The sequence below is a fragment of the Duganella violaceipulchra genome, from assembly GCF_019166075.1.
GTDB lineage: Bacteria > Pseudomonadota > Gammaproteobacteria > Burkholderiales > Burkholderiaceae_D > Rugamonas > Rugamonas violaceipulchra.
Map to the genome: position 1 here is coordinate 311,810 of NZ_JAHTGR010000006.1, position 17,021 is coordinate 328,830.

A 17,021-nucleotide genomic window follows, 5' to 3' on the forward strand; every position below is an offset into this window, starting at 1 on the left:
ACGTCGACCAAAGATTCGACGCCGTACCAGGAGACAGCATCACATGAGCAAACCAACCGCAGCACCGGCGGCAATGACACGTCGCGACTATGCATGGCACCGCATGGACACCGACAAGAACCTGATGGTCATCAATAGCATCCTGCTGTTCGAGGGGGCGGTCGACATGGAACGGCTGATTTCCACCATCGGCCTTCGCCTGCCCAACTACCCGCGCTTCACGCAGAAGGTGGTGCAGCGGCGCGGCCGTCCGCACTGGGTGGAGGACGACCAGTTCAACATCGCGCAGCACATCAAGCTGGAACAGATGTCGCAGGAAGTCAGCCGCGAAGAGCTGCAAGGCCACATGACCCGCATCGCCCACCTGCCGCTGGAGCGCGACCGGCCGATGTGGCACATGACGGTGCTGGACCGCGTCAACGGCGGGCACGCAATCGTGTTCCGCGTCCACCACTGCATCACCGACGGTTTGGGGCTGGTGCACGTGCTCAATCACCTGACCGACGACAACGGTGTGCATGGCCGCACGCCCTCGCCGGTTGGCCATCCGCACCGTGCCACCGTGGCGCAAAACGCCGTGTGCTCGGCGGTGGTGCGCGGCGTGTCGTGGCTGAAGATCGCCTTCCATGTGGCGCGCCTGTCGGTGCTGTGGCCCGACGCACCCAGCCAGTTCAAGGCGCCGATGACCGGCGCCAAACAGCTGGTGTGGCTGCCGCCACTGGAGATGGACCGCGTGCGCGCCATGTCCAAGCGCATGGGCGTGACCCTGAACGACGTGTGGGTAGCCGCCGTTTCCGGCGCGCTGCGCCAGTATCTGGGTGAACGCGGGCAGCGTCCCGATGGCCGCGCGCTGCGCGCCGCCGTCACCTTCAACCTGCGCGAGAAGGCCAACGCTTTCCAGCTGGGGAACGAATTCGGTCTGGTGGCGGTGGACCTGCCGACCAATGTGGACGATCCCTGCGTGCGCCTGCGCCAGTCCAGCGAGCGCATGACGGCCATCAAGCGCTCGCACCAGCCGCGCGCCACGATGGCCTTCCTGTCGATCGCCGGCTGCCTGCCGACCGCCCTGCAGCACTTTGCGCTGAACCTGTTCACGTCCAAGGGCTCGGTAGTGCTGACCAATATCGAAGGTCCCGGCAGCCGCCGCTACCTGGCCGGATCGCGCATGACGGACCTGATCTGCTGGGTGCCGCAGGCGGGCAAGCTGGGTGTGGGCCTGGCGTTCATCTCGTATGCGGGCCAGATCCAGCTCGCCCTGTTCGTCGACACCGACCTGGTGCCCGACCCGGAGCGCCTGATGACGCTGACCTACGACGCCTTCGAAGAACTGGAGCTGGCCACCCGAGCAGCGCCGGCGGAAACGCCGGAGGAAGCTGCCGACGCTGAGCTAGCAAATGCCAGATTGGCTGCGTCCCGCTGAAGGGACATCAGGGTCAGTTCCAGGCGGCGGGGTCCGGCGGCGCGGCGGCGGCGCGGCGGCGGCGGGGGCAGTTCCGGCATACTCCATCGGATGAGCAAGCCACTTCGCCGTCGTCTGTTCGATCTTCGCGATATCGGAAGCCTGCATCATGAGAACCCACGGGAGATGTGCGCATCCTGCTCCCGAAACTGTCCCATCCAGACCCGCATCACTTCAGGACTGCCTGCTGTGACCCCGGATACCTGAACAATCCTTGTTGTTCCGTGCTTCAGCAAACTCCGCTTCAACATCGATGGATGCGCAAAATGCCCTTCGCGCGTAATGAGCCATATGGTTTTCTCGGCCTCGAGCTCTACAAAAGTCAAGTTCGGTCCATCTGAAGTGCTCGCGTCAGAAATAGCGACAATTTCGTCCCGCATTTGCTGAAGCTCTAACGACGACACGACGCGAAAATCATAGCCTTCGGTCGGAAGGCCGGAAGCAAACAACAAATTGGTGAGAGGGCTGGAGTTCATGTAAAAATCGTCGGTAGGAAAACATTGAAGAACTATACAGCGGCGTCGAATAAACTTAGTCACGTATTGTCACCTTAGACACTATCGCCATAACTGTCGTCATACCTCTGTCATATTCGACAAGTACATTCAGCTACCACTTTCACACTGGAGCTGAATGCCATGAATACGGTCGCCCAACCCGCGCGCATCAGTCCCGCAGATAGCAAGAACACCCCCATCACCGCCCTGATCTTCGTCGTGCTGCTGCTGGCGGGCCTGCTGTTCGGCGCCTACAGCCTGCGCGCCGACGTCACCGAAGCCGGCCCGGTCGCAACCAATTGGCTCCCTTACATGCTGCTCGGCCTGGCCCTGCTGATCGCCCTCGGCTTCGAATTCGTCAACGGCTTCCACGACACCGCCAACGCAATGATGCATGGCCGCGACGGCACCGGCGGCGTCGATTGGGCGCAAGCGTCCAAGGTCGGCTACTCTCTGCTGCTGTCGCCGATGGTCGGCTTCGGCTGCGCCGCCTTGCTGCTGCTGGCGCTGCGCGCTTTCGTCAAGAGCCGCGAACTGTATGAAGCGCCGGTCGGCAATACGCCGCAACCCTGGTACATCCGCGGCCTGCTGCCCCTCATCTGCACCGGCGGCAAATCCCACCTGACCTACGCCCAGGGCGCATCAGCCGAACTGGTGGCGATGCTGACCATCGGCGCGACCGACATGTACGGCATACCGGTATCGACCACGCACGTGCTGTCGTCCGGCGTGGCCGGCACGATGGCGACCAACCGCTCCGGCCGGCAATGGTCCACCGTCCGCAACCTGGCCATGGCCTGGGTACCGACGCTGCCGGTCGCGATCCTGTTATCGGGCTCGCTGTTCTGGCTGTTCTCCCACATTTTCTGAACCAAGGATGCACCATGCGACTGAATGAAACCGATTTGATGGAGCGCGTCCAGCGCGAACTGACCGACAGCTATGACGAAGAGCTGGAGATGGAACTGGAAGACCGCGAGATCGATCCGGTCACGCGTGAAGTGCTGGTGAGCGAACGCAGCGAAGAAGCCAAGGAAGCCCGCCGCCAATACTTCCGGGAGCTGTTCCGCCTGCAGGCGGAGCTGGTCAAGCTGCAGGACTGGGTGGTCCACACCGGCCACAAGGTGGTGATCCTGTTCGAGGGCCGCGATGCAGCTGGCAAAGGCGGCGTGATCAAGCGCATCGTGCAGCGCCTGAATCCGCGCGTGTGCCGCGTGGCCGCTCTGCCGGCGCCGAACAACCGCGAACGCACGCAATGGTACTTCCAGCGCTACGCTTCGCACCTGCCGGCCGCCGGCGAGATCGTGCTGTTCGACCGCAGCTGGTACAACCGCGCCGGCGTCGAACGCGTGATGGGCTTCTGCACCGACGACCAGTACGAGGAGTTCTTCCAAACCGTGCCCGAGTTCGAGCGCATGCTGGCGCGTTCCGGTATCCAGCTGATCAAGTACTGGTTCTCGATCTCGGACGAGGAGCAGAACGCGCGCTTCCTGGGCCGCATCCACGATCCGCTCAAGCAGTGGAAACTGAGTCCGATGGACCTGGAATCGCGTCGCCGCTGGGAGGAGTACACCAAGGCCAAGGAGATCATGCTGGAGCGCACCCACATTCCGGAAGCGCCGTGGTGGGTGGTGCAAGGCGTGGACAAAAAGAAGGCGCGCCTGAACTGCATCCACCATCTGCTGCAACAGATGCCGTATGTGGAAGTCGAGCATCCGGCGATCCAGCTGCCGGAACGCGAATACCACGACGACTATGTGCGCCGCCCGGTGCCAGAGGAAATCATCGTGCCGGAAGTGTACTGAGATCGTACTGTGTGCTAAAGTTGTCCGATCGACCATACAAGGAGATCGACATGCAACTCGGCGCATTTTCCGTCAGCCTGGCGGTCAAAGACTTGGCCGCCTCGCGGGCTTTCTATGAAAAACTGGGCTTCAAGGAGTTCGGCGGCAACCCCGCGCAGAACTGGCTGATCCTGAAGAACGGTGACCATATCATCGGCCTGTTCCAGGGCATGTTCGAGAAGAATATGCTGACCTTCAATCCCGGCTGGGACCAGAATGCCAAGGCGCTGGACGGCTTCACCGACGTGCGCGAGATCCAGCGCCAGCTCAAGGCGCAGGGTGTTGGCCTGGACAGCGAGGCGGACGAAAGCACCACCGGCCCCGCCAGCATCATCCTCACCGACCCGGACGGCAATCCCGTCCTGATCGACCAGCACCTGTAGGAGTGCCGGCATGGCGACCGGCCACAACTGGTCGCCCACATCAACACGCCGCAAGGCATAAAGGAACCATCGATATGACCCTCGGCCACGTCACGCCTGTCCTGCGGAGCTGCAACGAAGCACAAACGCGCGAATTCTATGTCGACTTCCTCGGCTTCAAAATCGACTGGGAACACCGCTTCGAGCCTGGCCTCCCGCTTTACATGCAGGTTTCCAAGGGCGACTGCACGCTGCACCTGACCGAACATTTCGGCGACTGCAATCCCGGCGGCGCTATCCGCATCGCCACCGACGGGCTGGACGAGTTCCATGCCGAGTTGATCGCCAAGCAGTTCAAGTTCGCCCGCCCTGGCGTCGACGACAAGCCTTGGGGCAGCCGCGAAATGTCGATCAGCGACCCATCCGGCAACCGGCTGACCTTCGTCTCCACAGACGGCGATGCGTAAGCTGGCGCTATTGATCGGGTGCCTGGCATCATTACAACTAAAGGAAGGCAAGGCATATGGCCTGGCTCATCATCAAATATCTGTTGACGTCCGCCGTGGTGGTGGGCGTCTCCGAGTTCGCCAAGCGCAGCGACCGGCTCGGCGGCCTGATCGCCGCGCTGCCGCTGGTCACGCTGCTTGCGCTGATCTGGCTGTACATTGAAAAACAACCCGAGCAGAAGATCGCCAATCACGCGTGGTACACCTTCTGGTATGTGGTGCCCACGCTGCCGATGTTCCTGGCGTTTCCGGTGCTGCTGCCACGGATAGGCTTCTGGCCGACCCTGCTGGCCTGCATCGTCATCACGATCGTCTGCTTCGGCTTGTTTGCGCTACTGGTGCGTCGATTCGGCATCGACCTGCTGTAACGCCTAGAAGCGGTGACGCAAGCCGACGGCGAACTGGCGATTGCCGATGCCCGGCTCCTCGCTGTTGCCTTCCGTGTAGCCGCCGCCGTTGTGGTTCCGTATCAGCGCGTACGAGGTGTAGATGTCGGTGCGGCGCGAGAACGCGTACATATAGGCCAGCGCGTATTGCTGCGCATCCTGGTTGCGTACCGTGCGGTCGTTCTTGCGGATGTAGGTCGCCACGACGGTGCTGACGCCGAACGGCGCCGATACGCCTAGCAGCATATCGGTACTATCGGTGGACGCGACCGGCGCCGGACCTGCGAAATTAATGATCGAACTATTCAGCGGCGCGCTGTTCAGGCCCTGGTCGACTCCGTAGCCGAAAAAGGCCTTGGCCGGACCGAAGTCGTAATTCGCCCCCAACAGCGTGTTGCGCGCCGTGCTGGTGTTTTTCAGCGTCGCCGTGTCGTTGTTCTTGTTGTGGTAGGCCAGCCGCACATTCAGCGGACCATTGCTGTAGCCGAAGGAGCCGCCCAGTGCGCGATTGGCGCTCTGGTCGCCCGCCACCTCGCCTGCCACATACATGGCGTCGACGCTGAAGCCGTTGATGGTCGGCGTGCGGTACAACACCGAGTTCCCAGCGCGGAAACCCGTCGACGCCATCAAATTATTGGAGCGCGCTACGCCGTTACGCAGCGGATCGACGATCGTATTGAGGGTCGTGAACAGCGGCGTATCCTGCAAGCCAATGGAAACGGCGCCGTACTTGCTGCCCAGGCCGACGATGCTGGTACGTCCGAACAGCGTGTTGTTCTGGGTCGAGCTGCCATTGTCGGCGTGGATACCGCCTTCGATCACGAAGAAGGCCGACATGCCGCCGCCCAGGTCCTCATTGCCACGGAAGCCCCAGCGGCTTTGGGTCGCCATGCCGCTGGTGGCGCGGGTGGAAGTGCCGGCGATGCCGCCGCGGTCCTGGGAGATACCCATGTCCATCACCCCGTAAAAAGTCACGTTGCTTTGCGCGAAAGCGGCGCCGTTGCAAGTGGTAAGGACGAGCGCACCCAGCGCATATATGCGTTTTTTCATTTTTTTGTCTCCGGGGATTTAAGGACGTGCGGCGGCGCGTGGTTCCGGGTCGGGAATCGCTTCGATCTTGCCGAGCACGAATACAAACGAGATGATGCCAACCAGCAGAATAACGCCGGCGACCATGAAGGCGTTGGTGAAGGAGTTGGTGGCGCCGACGATCATGCCGGTCACGATCGGTGCCGCCGCGCCCATCAGGTTGTTGGCGAAGTTCATGATGCCGCCGATGGTGCCGGCGCCGCCCTTCGGTGCGATCAGCGAAGGCAAGGACCAGCCCACCGGCGCCGCAGAAGCCAGGCCGCCCAGCGCGATCGAGATCCAGAAAATCGCCCACACCGGATCAGTGGTCTGGGTGGCGCCAAACACCGCCAGGCCCAGCACCATGCCGCATACCAGCACGCCTTTGCGCACCATCGATTCGTTTTTGCCCCGCGAGATCAGGTGATCGATCAGCCAGCCGCCGACAAACAGATCGGCCACCGTCGCCACCAGCCAGGGGATCGCGGCGAAACCGGCCGACTTCAGAATACTCATGTGCATGGTCTGCACCAGGTAGCCAGGCAACCAGGTCAGGAACAGGTAGAACGAATAGCCATACGCCGCGAAGCCGATGGTCAGGCCCCAGATCTTGGATTTGGTCAGCAGATAACCCAGCATGTTCAGCGCGCCGGTTTCGGACGGGCCTTCCGGCGCAGCGCCGCCTTCCTGGATGTAGCGCAGCTCTTCCTTGCTCAACTTGGGATCGGCGCTGGGATCGCGGTACAGCACATAGAACGCGATGAAGTAGCTGAAGCTGAGCACGGCGGTCAAGCCGAAGCCCCAACGCCAGCCGAAGGTAACGATGGTCAGCGCCAGCAGCGGCACGCCGATCACGTTGGAGAACTTGGCGGCGGCGTCGAAGATCGCCGTGGCCATGCCGCGTTCATGGCGCGGGAACCAGTAGCCGGTGGCCTTGGCGCTGACCGGAAACGCCGGCGCTTCGGCGATGCCGAGCAGGATGCGCGCGGCGAAGATGCCGGCAAAGCCGCTGGAAAACGCGGTGATGGTCGCGGCCAGTCCCCACAGGAAAGCGCCCCAGCGACCGACGCGGGTGGGACCGAAGCGGTCCATCACCATGCCGACCGGAATCTGCAGCAGCGAGTAGGACCAGGCGAAGGCGCTGAACAGCAGGCCCAGTTCGACAGGCGTGAGGTTGAACAGCTCCTTGATCTGCGGCGCGGCCACGGACAGGCCGATACGGTCGATGTAGTTGATCAGGACGCCTACGCCCAGCAGCGCGCCTATGCCCCAGCGCCGTTTTGGAATCTTTGTGGTCATTGTTGTTTTCATGGTATCTCCAGATAAGTGTTGGATTGCCCGCTATTGCTGCGGCTATGGGTACTGCAAAATAAGACTGACCAGCTGCTGTGGCGGCAAGGTCAGGTCCAGCCGCAGGCCGGCTTCATCGGCCTGCAATGGTTCAAGGTCGCGCAACTGGCTGTCGAGCAGACTGGGTGGCATGTAATGGCCGGCACGCGCTTGCATCCGGCCTTCGATGACGGCGCGTTCGCCGCTCAGGTGGGCGAAGCGCAGGTCGGGATCGCCTTGGCGCAGCACGTCGCGGTAGCGGCGCTTGAGCGACGAACACGACAACACCAGCCCCTCGCCCCGCTGCTTCGCTTCACTGATTTCTGCTTGCAGCGTCAACAGCCAGCCGGCGCGGTCGTCGTCATTGAGCGGAATACCGGCCGACATCTTGGCGACGTTCTCCGCCGGATGGAAACTGTCGCCCTCAAGGAATGGCAGGCCAAGCTCAGCGGCCAGGCGCGAACCGATTTCGCTCTTCCCGCAACCACTGACACCCATGACAACCCACCGACTCACCGCACTACTGTTCATACTCACCTCTTTGTTGTTAGCGCTAACATGTTGTGTAGTGTAGCGATTCATGAGTCGATGTAAAGGAGATTCCATGCTGCGGCGCAGCAAGTGTGGTTGCGCTTGGACGTTGGCGGGCAAGCTGTCAGTTTTCCAGCCAACACAGTTGAAAATCCTGCCACGCTATGTTAGCGCTATCAAAACAGTGTTTTTTAGCGGCGCTCAGGGCGCCGCCAACCGGACTTAATACGGCGTTTGCGTGTAGGGACGCGCCGCGCCGCCCTTGCCCCATTCGGCATTGGGCTTGGCCGACATGGTGAATACCAGCTCGCCGCCCGCCGTGATCTGCTCATGGCGCAGGAAGCTTTGCGCCAGCGGCTTACCGTTCAGCGTCACGCCGGCGACGTACACGTTCTGCGCGCTCAGGCCGACGCTGCGGATCGTGAAGACCTTCCCGTTCGGCAGGTTCATCACCGCCTTGTCCAGGAACGGACGGCCGATCACGTACTCGTTACTGCCCGGCGCCACCGGATAGAAGCCCAGCGCCGTAAAGGCCAGCCACGCCGACATCTGTCCCAGGTCGTCATTGCCCGACAAGCCGGCCGGCGTCGTGTTGTACTGCGACGCCACCACCTGCGTCAAACGCTTCTGCGTCTTCCACGGCGCGCCGGCGTAGTTGTATAGGTAGGCCACGTGATGCGACGGCTCGTTGCCATGCGCGTAGTGGCCGATCAGGCCGGAGATGTCTTCCATGTGCGCATACACCTTCTCGTCCACCTTGGCGTCGAACATCATGTCTATCTTGTTCTGCAAGCCGGCATCGCCGCCCAGCATCTTGATCAGGCCCGCGTTATCGTGCGGCATATACCAGGAATACTGCCACGCGCTGCCTTCGGTGTAGTCGCTGCCGAAGTTGGACAGCACCGGATCGAACGGCTCGCGGAAGGTGCCGTCGGACCTCTTCGCGCGCAGGAAGCCGGTCTTGGTGTCGAAGGAATTGCGGTAGTTCTGCGCCCGCTTGTAGTAGCGCGTAGCGATGTCCTTCTTGCCCATCTTCTCCGCCATGCGGGCGATGGTCCAGTCGTCGAAGGCGTATTCCACCGTCTTCGACGCCGCCTCGGGCTCCAGGTCGATCGGCACGTAGCCCAGCTTCATGTAGTGCTGAAGGCCGCCATACGGGCCATATTCCGCGCTGCTGGTCATCGCCTTCAAGGCTTCCTCGGCGTCGAAACCCTTCAGGCCCTTCATGTAGGCGTCGGCGATCACCGGCACGGCGTGATAGCCGATCATGCACCAGGTCTCAAGGCCGTGGAACTGCCACACCGGCAGGATGCCGTAAGGGCTGGCTTTCCGCGATTCGATCAGCGAGCGCACGAAGTCCACATTGCGCTGCTCCGGCTGGATCAGCGTCAGCAAAGGATGCAGCGCGCGATACGTGTCCCACAGCGAGAAGGTGGAATGGAAGCGGAAGCCCTGCGCCTGATGCACTTCATTGTCCGGACCACGGTAGCGGCCATCGCGGTCCATGAACAGGCTCGGGGCCAGCATGCTGTGATACAGCGCCGTGTAGACCATCTTGCGCATGTCCGGAGCGGCTTCGATGGCCACCGCGCCGAGTGCCTCGTTCCACGCGGCGGAAGCCTTGGCCCGCTCGGCGTCGAAATCCCAGCCCGGCATCTCGCCCAGATTGGCGATCGCGCCCTCCTCGCTGACGGCGGAAATTGCCACCTTCACTTCCAGCTGGCCATCCGCCGGCACGCCGAAGTCCAGCGCCCCGACCAGCGCCTTGCCCTCGACCATGGCCTTGTCGCCGGGACCGCTGCCCGGACCGGCGAAGCCCTTGTACTCGACGTCCGCCTCCATATTGCGCAAGGCGCGCGACGTCAGCGGATGCGAGAACGCGATGGCGAAGTACAGCTGGCGGCCCGCCGCCCAGCCGCGCGTTTCGCGCATGCCGGTGATCAGCGTGTTGTCGCGCACGCGCAGGCGCGACCACAGGTTCTTGGCCTTGTAGTCGTAGATGCTGCTGCGCAGGTCCAATATGACCTTGGCTTCCGCGCCCTTGGCATAACGGTAGCGATGCAGGCCCACGCGTTCGCTGGCGGTCAGCTCGACATCGACCTCGTTGTCCATCAGCCTGACGGCGTAGTAGCCCGGCTCCGCGTGTTCATCCTGGTGTTTGAAGCGCGAGCGGTAGCCGCTGAAGGGACGCTCGGGATAGCCCGGTTCCAGCTTGGTCTCGCCGCTGTATGGCATCAGCAGCAGGTCGCCCAGGTCGGAGTGGCCGGTGCCGGAGAAGTGGGTATGCGAGAAGCCCAGGGTGCTGTCGTCCTCGTAGCGGTAGCCGGCGGCCCATGGATAGCTTAGTCGGAACGGCCGCACCTGCGTATCGGGACTCAGCTGGATCATGCCGAACGGCCGCGCCGCGCCGGGGAAGGTATGGCCGTCGCCGCCGGTGCCGATAAACACGTCGACGGCGGCGGCAGGACTGGCCGGCTCCGCAGCGATGGCAGGAAGGGCCAACGCCAGCGCCAGTGCGCCGGCAGGTATCAGTTTAGTGGCGTGCATACGGCTTCCGAAAGTAGGGGCGATCCAACTTTATAGCCCCGGACGCCGCACCGGTCAACCGCATGGCTTCATGCAAGCCACTTGTTTAGTGTATCCGCTAAACAAACGCCCTATTTGTACCAGGGCCGTGTGATTTGCAGCGGCCGCACATCAAGCCGCAGGTTCAGAATCGAATAGCCCTCCGAGCTGGCGGACGCGTAGCCGACGCTGTCCACCAGGCGGCTGAACTTGAACTCGAAGCCCAGATCCTGGCGTGGCTGGCCCGGCGCCGCGGTGGCGATGCCGATCGCCTCGGCCTGCGTATTGTCGATCAGCTTTTCCATCATCACCAGCACGGCATTGTGGCCAAGGATGTCGGCGGAGTAGACCGGCTCCGCGATCGCGGGCTTTTGCGGATCGACCTTGCCGTCAACCTTGTCGGCCGACGGCGTGAACCGGCGTGTCCGCAGGTTGTAGCGGTCGCCGCGATCCAGATAGCTGATGCGCACATTGGAGATATTGAAGTCCTTGCCGCCATCGCTGGTCGCCTGCGACAGGTCGAGCAGCAGCGCGCCCTGATAGCCCAGCACCTCCACCTCCCGCGCCGGATTGATCACCATCGCGGTATTCTCGTCGATGCCCAGGCCCTGCTTGTAGCCCTTCTTCAGCATGGCCGGCAGCATGCGGGCAAAGCGGCCGCGGGCCAGCAGGTGCTGGTCGACGAAGACATCGGCGCCGATGAAACCCAGTCCTGGCGTCAATTCGCGGCCGTCGTTGACGCCCTGCGCGAGCGTGCCGAACACGGTTTTGGCGTCGTAGTACATGGTGCTGCTCATGATCGCCGCGCCAGCGCTGCTGCCGGCGATGACGCCGCCGCGCCGGTAGACATCCCAGATCGCCTCCAACACCGCGGTACGGCTGCCGTCCGGGCGCACCAGCGCCTGCGTGATCAGCGCCTGGTCGCCACCGGTGAAGTAGACGCCGCCGGCGGCGCGGATCGCCCCGGCCAACGCGGCATCCTCGGCATCGCGCCGATAGTCGCGATCCTTCAGGTTGACCGAGACCGGCACCACAAACGCGGATGCGCCGTAACGATTCAGGTAGCCGGCCAGGTTGGTGCCGGATCGCCCAGGATTGGCCGCGGCGCAAGGTAGCACCGCGATACGCGCACCCGCGCCGCCCGCCAACTGCACCACGCGCTGCCAGACCACGGCGTTATCCGCCCGCAGCGCGCCACCGACGATGACCAGCGAGCCTTGCGGCGCAACGTCCGCAGCGCAAGCCTGCGCGCACCAGAGCAGGCCAGCCAACAACAACCCAACCATACGTTTCATATCTTACTTCCCTTCGCAGCTTTGCGCTTCTTCGTTTCCGGGCCATACAGATAGGCGGAAATAGCCTCTGTCAGCCGCGCGGCCTTTGCCACATTGTCCTTGTTCGAAACCATCAGCGACACCGCCAGGGCCTCGATCACCGCCACCGCCGCCGTCGCGCTGCTCGGTAGTACGGCATGGCCGCTATTCGCGTACAGCACATGTTCGGATACTTCGACCAGCGGCGAAGCCGGAGCGTCGGTGATCGAGATCACGCAGGCGCCATGGTCGCGCGCAAATTTCGCCAGCCGTATCACATCCAGAGCATAGCGCGGGAAGGATATCACCACCAGCAAATCGTTCGGGCCGACCGTCGCCAGATGGCCTGCCGCCACTTCGGTGCCGCCCTGGCCCGCCACTTCCACCACGTGCGGGCAAAACGGCTGCAAATGCAGCGACAGCAAACCCGCCAGGTAGGACGACAATCCGAAACCCAGCACATAGACGGTGCGCGCCTTGCTCAACTTGGCCACCACGTGCTCCATCTCCGCCTGGGATTGCGCGTTGCGGGTCGCGCTGATATTGGCCAGCGCGTATTCCATGCTCTGGTCTCCCGGCCACACGGAGCCCTCGCGGTTCTCAATGGTGTGACGCAGCTTGTCCACCGGCTGCATCTCGGAGTGCAGCGTCTCAGCGACGGCGCTGCGCATCGCGCCGTAGTTGGCGAAGCCGATATCGCGCGCAAAACGGCTGATCGTCGCGGTGGAGACCTGACAGCCTTCGGCCATTTCGTCTATCTTCAGGGCCGTCACCCGCATGGGATTGCGCAGGACGAAATCGGCGATGCTGCGATTCGACGCCGATCCTTCGGCCAGGACGCCGGACAGCACATGGCCCAACGGCGACTGCGCAAACGCCACATCCGCCGACGACGATCGTGCCTTGCTTCCTGATCTACTGCTTGTCATCCAGCTCTCCCACATCCGAAAGACCGTAAGCATACTTACATTTTCAGCGATTATGGAATCCTATTTTCACTCGACTGGAAGTTACAAGGAAATTCGATTAACATAATATAAAATCAACCAGGAGGTTTGTCATGGTTTCCAGCGTTTCATCGGGACAGCGCCGCTGGCGACCTGCACCACAAGCCTTCGAATTGACCTGACAACCGTTGTCAGATGGGTTAGAGTTTTCTCTTGATCCCGCTCATGGATGATCGACCTATGGAATCGACAGTTCAAAGTGAAGAATTCATCAGGTTGAATTTTCCCAGGCTGGCGGCGGCACTGGAGTACATGCCGGTTGGCGTCACCATTGTTGATTGCGACCTGACCATCCGCTTCTGGAACCCCGCCTTTTGTCAATTGCAGGCGTTTCCGGTTGAGGTGATGCATGCCGGTGTCACCATGGCCGAAGTGTTCCGTTACATCGCCTTGCGCGGTGACTATGGGCCAGGCGATATCGACCCGCTGGTGGCCTCCCGGGTCGAACTCTGCAAGAAGTTCCAGCCCCATAATTTCACGCGCGCCCGGGTGGATGGCGTCGTCCTGAATATCATTGGTCGCCCCATCTATGGCATCGATGGGGCGGTCAGTGGTTTCGTCACGATCTATCACGACGTGACTTCTGAAAAGCACTACGAGGAACAGCTCGAGGCCAAGAACAAGGAACTGCAGCAGGCCAAGCAACTGGCCGAGGCGGCGAGCATGGCCAAGGGACAGTTCCTGTCCAATATGAGCCACGAAATCCGCACACCGCTCAACTGCGTCATCGGCATGGCCTATTTGGCCATGAAGACCGAGCTGGACCCTCGCCAGCGCGACTATCTGGAAAAAATCCGCTTCGCCGGCGAGCACCTGCTGGGCATCATCGACGACATCCTCGACATTTCCAAGATCGAGGCTGGCAAGATGGATATCCAGCACATCGACTTTTCACTCGACCAGGTGGTGCAGACGGTGACCACGGTGGTGGCGCCGAAGGCCGCCACCCGCAACCTGGAACTGCTGTTCGACCTCGACCCCACGTTGCCGCCGGTGCTGGTGGGCGATCCGCTGCGGCTGGGACAGGTGCTGATCAACTACGCCAACAACGCCATCAAGTTCAGCGAGCAAGGCAGGATAGAGATCCGCGTGCGCAAGATGGTCGGCGACGCCAACGATTGCCTGCTGCGTTTCGAGGTGAGCGACCAGGGCATCGGCCTGTCCCGGGCGGAAATGGCCAAATTATTTGTGTCGTTCCAGCAGGCCGACACCTCGACCACGCGAGAATTCGGCGGCACCGGCCTCGGCCTGGCTATCTGCAAGGAGCTGGCCCAGCTGATGGGCGGCGATGTCGGCGTCCACAGCCAGTCCGGCATAGGCAGCACGTTTTGGTTCACGGCCCATCTCGGCGTATCGTACAAGACCATGCCCGCGCTGATCAAGCAGATCGGCGACGCCGCCGGCGAGCTGCTCGCCAGCGCCAAGACGTCGGCCATGATGGCGGCACTGCGGGAGGCCCGCATTCTGCTGGTCGAAGACAATATCTTCAACCAGCAAATTGCGCAGGAAATGCTGGAAGACGCGGGCGTCACGGTTTGCCTCGCCAGCAATGGCGCGGACGCGCTGGAACTGCTGAGCAGGTCCGATTTCGACTGCGTTTTAATGGACTTGCAAATGCCGCACATGGATGGGTTGGAGGCGACCCGCCGCATCCGCGACGACCCGCGGCTGACCCACCTTCCGGTGCTGGCGATGACGGCCACCGCCACCACCGAAGCACGGATGCGCTGCATCGATGCGGGCATGAACGATTTCATTTCGAAGCCGGTCCAGCCCGCCCTGATGTACCAGACCGTCGCCAATTGGCTGCGGCCGCGCGCGCCGTCGGCGGGGCCGCAACCGCCGCAGCCGCCGCCGCAACCGGCGGAGCCAGTCATCCAGGCCCCTGCCGGCGACGACTCGGCGGTGATCGACTTGTCGGTGCTGGCCGCGCTGCTCGGCTACGACCCGCAGAAGGTACGTAAATTCGCCTTTAAATTCCTGCTCAGTACGCAGGAAGGCATGCGCGAAATAGAGGCGGCGCTGGCGCACGGCGAGGTGCAGCGGGCGCGGGATCTGGGCCATCGCATCAAGTCGGCGGCGCGCAGCGTCGGCGCTTTCCGCATGGCCGATCTGTGCGAGGATCTGGAGCAACTCGCGCAGACGGAGGCGGCCAGCGAGCTGGCGGCCGCCCTCGCCATCGTGGCGCAACTGAAAGACTTGTTGCAGCAAGTGCAGCAGCATGTCATGCAGAACACCGTCGCCTGCCCCACTGATCATTGAGCCACCTTCCCGGAAACTTGCTTATGACGCGCATGCACCTTAAAAAACTGGCATTGACACTGTTCATCACCGCTTCCGGCGCCGCCGCCGCCATCGACTACTACAACAAGGGCAACGAGCCGGGACGCCCGTTCTCGCTGGCGGTGCGCGCCGGGGACTATGTGTTCGTCTCCGGGCAGCTGGGCACCGTCACCACCGGCCTGGTCAAAGGCTTCGACGCGCAATCGCGCCAGGCCATGGACAATATCGCGGCCATCCTCAAAGGCTACAACCTGGGCATGAACGACGTGGTCAAGTGCACCATCATGATCGCCGACATGGCCAGGTGGGAGGATTTCAACAAGGTCTACGTCACCTATTTCAAGCCCGAACGCCTGCCGGCCCGCAGCGCATTGGGCGCCAACGGCCTGGCGCTGGGCGGCGAAGTGGAGGTGGAATGCATGGCGTACGCACCGCGCCGGTAAGCACGATTTTCTGTTCCATCGCGCCGCTTTTGCTTTAGAATCGTCGTCTTTGCTTACCACTCAGGGGACCAGATGGCAGATGGGAAGAATGAACTCAAACGCGGCCTGAAGAGCCGGCACATCCAGCTGATCGCGCTCGGTGGCGCCATCGGCACCGGCCTGTTCCTCGGCATCGCGCAGACCATCCAGATGGCCGGGCCGTCGGTGCTGCTCGGCTACGGCGTGGCCGGGATGATCGCCTTCTTCATCATGCGCCAGCTGGGCGAAATGGTGGTGGACGAACCGGTCGCCGGCTCGTTCAGCTACTTCGCCGACAAGTACTGCGGCCACTTGGCAGGCTTCATGTCGGGCTGGAACTACTGGGTGCTGTACGTATTGGTCAGCATGGCCGAGCTGTCGGCGGTCGGCATCTACGTGCAGTACTGGTGGCCGGCGATACCGACCTGGATGTCCGCGCTGGCGTTCTTCGTCATCATCAACGGCATCAGCCTGTCCAACGTCAAGGCCTTCGGCGAGATGGAATTCTGGTTCGCCATCATCAAGGTGGTCGCCATCGTCGGCATGATCGGATTTGGCGCCTGGCTGCTGGTCTCCGGCCATGCCGGCCCGGAAGCGACCGTCGCCAACCTGTGGCAGCACGGCGGCTTTTTCCCCAACGGCTTTGGCGGCTTGGTGATGGCGATGGCCGTCATCATGTTCTCCTTCGGCGGCCTGGAACTGATCGGCATCACCGCCGCCGAGGCGGACGAACCATCGCGCACCATCCCCAAGGCCACCAACCAGGCCATCTACCGCATCCTGATTTTCTACATCGGTGCGCTGGGCATCCTGCTGTCGCTGTACCCGTGGCAGAAGGTGGTCACCGGCGGCAGCCCGTTCGTGCTGATTTTCCACGCCTTGAACAGCGATCTGGTTGCGCACGTACTGAACGCCGTGGTGCTGACCGCCGCGCTGTCCGTGTATAACAGCTGCGTCTATTCCAACACCCGCATGTTGTACGGTCTGGCCAAGCAAGGCAATGCGCCGCAGGTGCTGTTGACGGTGAACCGGCGCGGCGTACCGCTGGCCGCGCTGGGCGTCTCGGCGCTGGCGACCGGCGTCTGCGTGGTCGTCAACTACTTCATGCCGGGCAAAGCCTTCGGCTTCCTGATGGGCCTTGTCGTCTCGGCGCTGATCATCAACTGGGCCATGATCAGCTGGATACACCTGCGCTTCCGCGCACAGAAAAAAGCCGAGGGCAAGACCACGGCGTTCCGCAGCCTGGCCTACCCGCTGACCAATTATCTGTGCCTGGCCTTCCTGGCCGGCATCCTGGTGGTGATGTACATGACGCCGGACCTGCAACTGTCGGTCTACCTGATACCGGTGTGGCTGGCGGCGTTGGGCGCGGGCTACCTGGTGCGCCAGAAGAAGGCCGTCACCGCCTGA

At 62.5% G+C, this 17,021-nt stretch carries 16 protein-coding genes and 1 pseudogene; 10 read left to right on the forward strand and 7 right to left on the reverse strand.

Features of this window, described 5'->3' with window-relative positions:
* The first annotated feature begins 43 nt into the window (after positions 1–43).
* The gene (locus KVP70_RS14115) at positions 44–1,420 is read left to right on the forward strand and encodes a wax ester/triacylglycerol synthase family O-acyltransferase (RefSeq protein ID WP_217942850.1); all 1,377 of its coding nucleotides are present in this window, start codon (positions 44–46) and stop codon (positions 1,418–1,420) included.
* A 146-nt stretch (positions 1,421–1,566) separates the two neighbouring features.
* Here the strand turns inward: KVP70_RS14115 and KVP70_RS14120 are convergent, their stop codons facing one another.
* Positions 1,567–1,935 carry a hypothetical protein gene (locus KVP70_RS14120; RefSeq protein WP_217942851.1) on the reverse strand — a complete coding sequence of 123 codons (369 nt, stop codon included), beginning with the start codon at positions 1,933–1,935 and terminating at the stop codon, positions 1,567–1,569.
* Between the two features lie 162 nt (positions 1,936–2,097).
* Between KVP70_RS14120 and KVP70_RS14125 the strand changes: the two genes are divergently transcribed.
* The 5 genes from KVP70_RS14125 (at position 2,098) to KVP70_RS14145 (ending at position 5,036) form a co-directional block, all read left to right on the forward strand.
* Complete coding sequence (locus KVP70_RS14125; RefSeq protein ID WP_217942852.1) at positions 2,098–2,826, forward strand: inorganic phosphate transporter; 729 nt, start codon at positions 2,098–2,100, stop codon at positions 2,824–2,826.
* Between the two features lie 14 nt (positions 2,827–2,840).
* On the forward strand, positions 2,841–3,761 hold the full coding sequence (gene ppk2 / locus KVP70_RS14130; RefSeq protein ID WP_217942853.1) for a polyphosphate kinase 2: 921 nt from the start codon (positions 2,841–2,843) through the stop codon (positions 3,759–3,761).
* 50 nt (positions 3,762–3,811) lie between these two features.
* Positions 3,812–4,183 (forward strand): VOC family protein, encoded by a 372-nt coding sequence (locus KVP70_RS14135; protein WP_217942854.1) that lies wholly within the window; start codon positions 3,812–3,814, stop codon positions 4,181–4,183.
* A gap of 74 nt (positions 4,184–4,257) precedes the next feature.
* Complete coding sequence (locus tag KVP70_RS14140; protein ID WP_217942855.1) at positions 4,258–4,629, forward strand: glyoxalase superfamily protein; 372 nt, start codon at positions 4,258–4,260, stop codon at positions 4,627–4,629.
* A 56-nt stretch (positions 4,630–4,685) separates the two neighbouring features.
* Positions 4,686–5,036, forward strand: a complete 351-nt coding sequence (locus tag KVP70_RS14145) for a DUF3147 family protein (RefSeq protein WP_217942856.1) — start codon at positions 4,686–4,688, stop codon at positions 5,034–5,036.
* A gap of 3 nt (positions 5,037–5,039) precedes the next feature.
* On the opposite strand, the gene KVP70_RS14150 is transcribed toward KVP70_RS14145, so the two are convergent.
* The 6 genes from KVP70_RS14150 to KVP70_RS14175 form a co-directional block, all read right to left on the reverse strand.
* Positions 5,040–6,104: a porin gene (locus KVP70_RS14150; RefSeq protein WP_217942857.1), complete on the reverse strand. Its 1,065-nt coding sequence runs from the start codon at positions 6,102–6,104 to the stop codon at positions 5,040–5,042.
* 18 nt (positions 6,105–6,122) lie between these two features.
* The gene (locus KVP70_RS14155) at positions 6,123–7,433 is read right to left on the reverse strand and encodes an MFS transporter (protein ID WP_217942858.1); all 1,311 of its coding nucleotides are present in this window, start codon (positions 7,431–7,433) and stop codon (positions 6,123–6,125) included.
* Between the two features lie 42 nt (positions 7,434–7,475).
* The gene (locus KVP70_RS14160) at positions 7,476–7,949 is read right to left on the reverse strand and encodes a gluconokinase (protein ID WP_217942859.1); all 474 of its coding nucleotides are present in this window, start codon (positions 7,947–7,949) and stop codon (positions 7,476–7,478) included.
* A 255-nt stretch (positions 7,950–8,204) separates the two neighbouring features.
* Positions 8,205–10,529 (reverse strand): GH92 family glycosyl hydrolase, encoded by a 2,325-nt coding sequence (locus KVP70_RS14165; RefSeq protein WP_217942860.1) that lies wholly within the window; start codon positions 10,527–10,529, stop codon positions 8,205–8,207.
* 110 nt (positions 10,530–10,639) lie between these two features.
* Positions 10,640–11,842 carry a cyanophycinase gene (locus KVP70_RS14170; protein WP_217942861.1) on the reverse strand — a complete coding sequence of 401 codons (1,203 nt, stop codon included), beginning with the start codon at positions 11,840–11,842 and terminating at the stop codon, positions 10,640–10,642.
* Positions 11,839–12,789: a MurR/RpiR family transcriptional regulator gene (locus KVP70_RS14175; protein WP_217942862.1), complete on the reverse strand. Its 951-nt coding sequence runs from the start codon at positions 12,787–12,789 to the stop codon at positions 11,839–11,841. The genes KVP70_RS14170 and KVP70_RS14175 overlap by 4 nt, the downstream gene beginning before the upstream one ends.
* A gap of 330 nt (positions 12,790–13,119) precedes the next feature.
* Here KVP70_RS14175 and KVP70_RS35380 point away from each other — a divergent pair.
* The 4 genes and pseudogenes from KVP70_RS35380 to KVP70_RS14190 all read left to right on the forward strand — a co-directional run.
* Positions 13,120–13,410 (forward strand): annotated as a pseudogene (locus KVP70_RS35380) (PAS-domain containing protein); the annotation flags it as partial.
* A 33-nt stretch (positions 13,411–13,443) separates the two neighbouring features.
* On the forward strand, positions 13,444–15,129 hold the full coding sequence (locus KVP70_RS14180; RefSeq protein ID WP_262311683.1) for a response regulator: 1,686 nt from the start codon (positions 13,444–13,446) through the stop codon (positions 15,127–15,129).
* A 23-nt stretch (positions 15,130–15,152) separates the two neighbouring features.
* Entirely contained in the window at positions 15,153–15,593 is a 441-nt protein-coding gene (locus tag KVP70_RS14185; RefSeq protein WP_217942864.1) for a RidA family protein, read from the forward strand.
* A 72-nt stretch (positions 15,594–15,665) separates the two neighbouring features.
* Positions 15,666–17,021: an amino acid permease gene (locus KVP70_RS14190; protein WP_217942865.1), complete on the forward strand. Its 1,356-nt coding sequence runs from the start codon at positions 15,666–15,668 to the stop codon at positions 17,019–17,021.

Coding starts and splice junctions, on each gene's coding strand:
- KVP70_RS14115 (WP_217942850.1), top strand. CDS start 44: ATGAGCAAACCAACCGCAGCACCGGCGGCAATGACACGTCGCGACTAT.
- KVP70_RS14120 (WP_217942851.1), bottom strand. CDS start 1,935: ATGAACTCCAGCCCTCTCACCAATTTGTTGTTTGCTTCCGGCCTTCCG.
- KVP70_RS14125 (WP_217942852.1), top strand. CDS start 2,098: ATGAATACGGTCGCCCAACCCGCGCGCATCAGTCCCGCAGATAGCAAG.
- ppk2 (WP_217942853.1), top strand. CDS start 2,841: ATGCGACTGAATGAAACCGATTTGATGGAGCGCGTCCAGCGCGAACTG.
- KVP70_RS14135 (WP_217942854.1), top strand. CDS start 3,812: ATGCAACTCGGCGCATTTTCCGTCAGCCTGGCGGTCAAAGACTTGGCC.
- KVP70_RS14140 (WP_217942855.1), top strand. CDS start 4,258: ATGACCCTCGGCCACGTCACGCCTGTCCTGCGGAGCTGCAACGAAGCA.
- KVP70_RS14145 (WP_217942856.1), top strand. CDS start 4,686: ATGGCCTGGCTCATCATCAAATATCTGTTGACGTCCGCCGTGGTGGTG.
- KVP70_RS14150 (WP_217942857.1), bottom strand. CDS start 6,104: ATGAAAAAACGCATATATGCGCTGGGTGCGCTCGTCCTTACCACTTGC.
- KVP70_RS14155 (WP_217942858.1), bottom strand. CDS start 7,433: ATGAAAACAACAATGACCACAAAGATTCCAAAACGGCGCTGGGGCATA.
- KVP70_RS14160 (WP_217942859.1), bottom strand. CDS start 7,949: ATGGGTGTCAGTGGTTGCGGGAAGAGCGAAATCGGTTCGCGCCTGGCC.
- KVP70_RS14165 (WP_217942860.1), bottom strand. CDS start 10,529: ATGCACGCCACTAAACTGATACCTGCCGGCGCACTGGCGCTGGCGTTG.
- KVP70_RS14170 (WP_217942861.1), bottom strand. CDS start 11,842: ATGAAACGTATGGTTGGGTTGTTGTTGGCTGGCCTGCTCTGGTGCGCG.
- KVP70_RS14175 (WP_217942862.1), bottom strand. CDS start 12,789: ATGACAAGCAGTAGATCAGGAAGCAAGGCACGATCGTCGTCGGCGGAT.
- KVP70_RS14185 (WP_217942864.1), top strand. CDS start 15,153: ATGACGCGCATGCACCTTAAAAAACTGGCATTGACACTGTTCATCACC.
- KVP70_RS14190 (WP_217942865.1), top strand. CDS start 15,666: ATGGCAGATGGGAAGAATGAACTCAAACGCGGCCTGAAGAGCCGGCAC.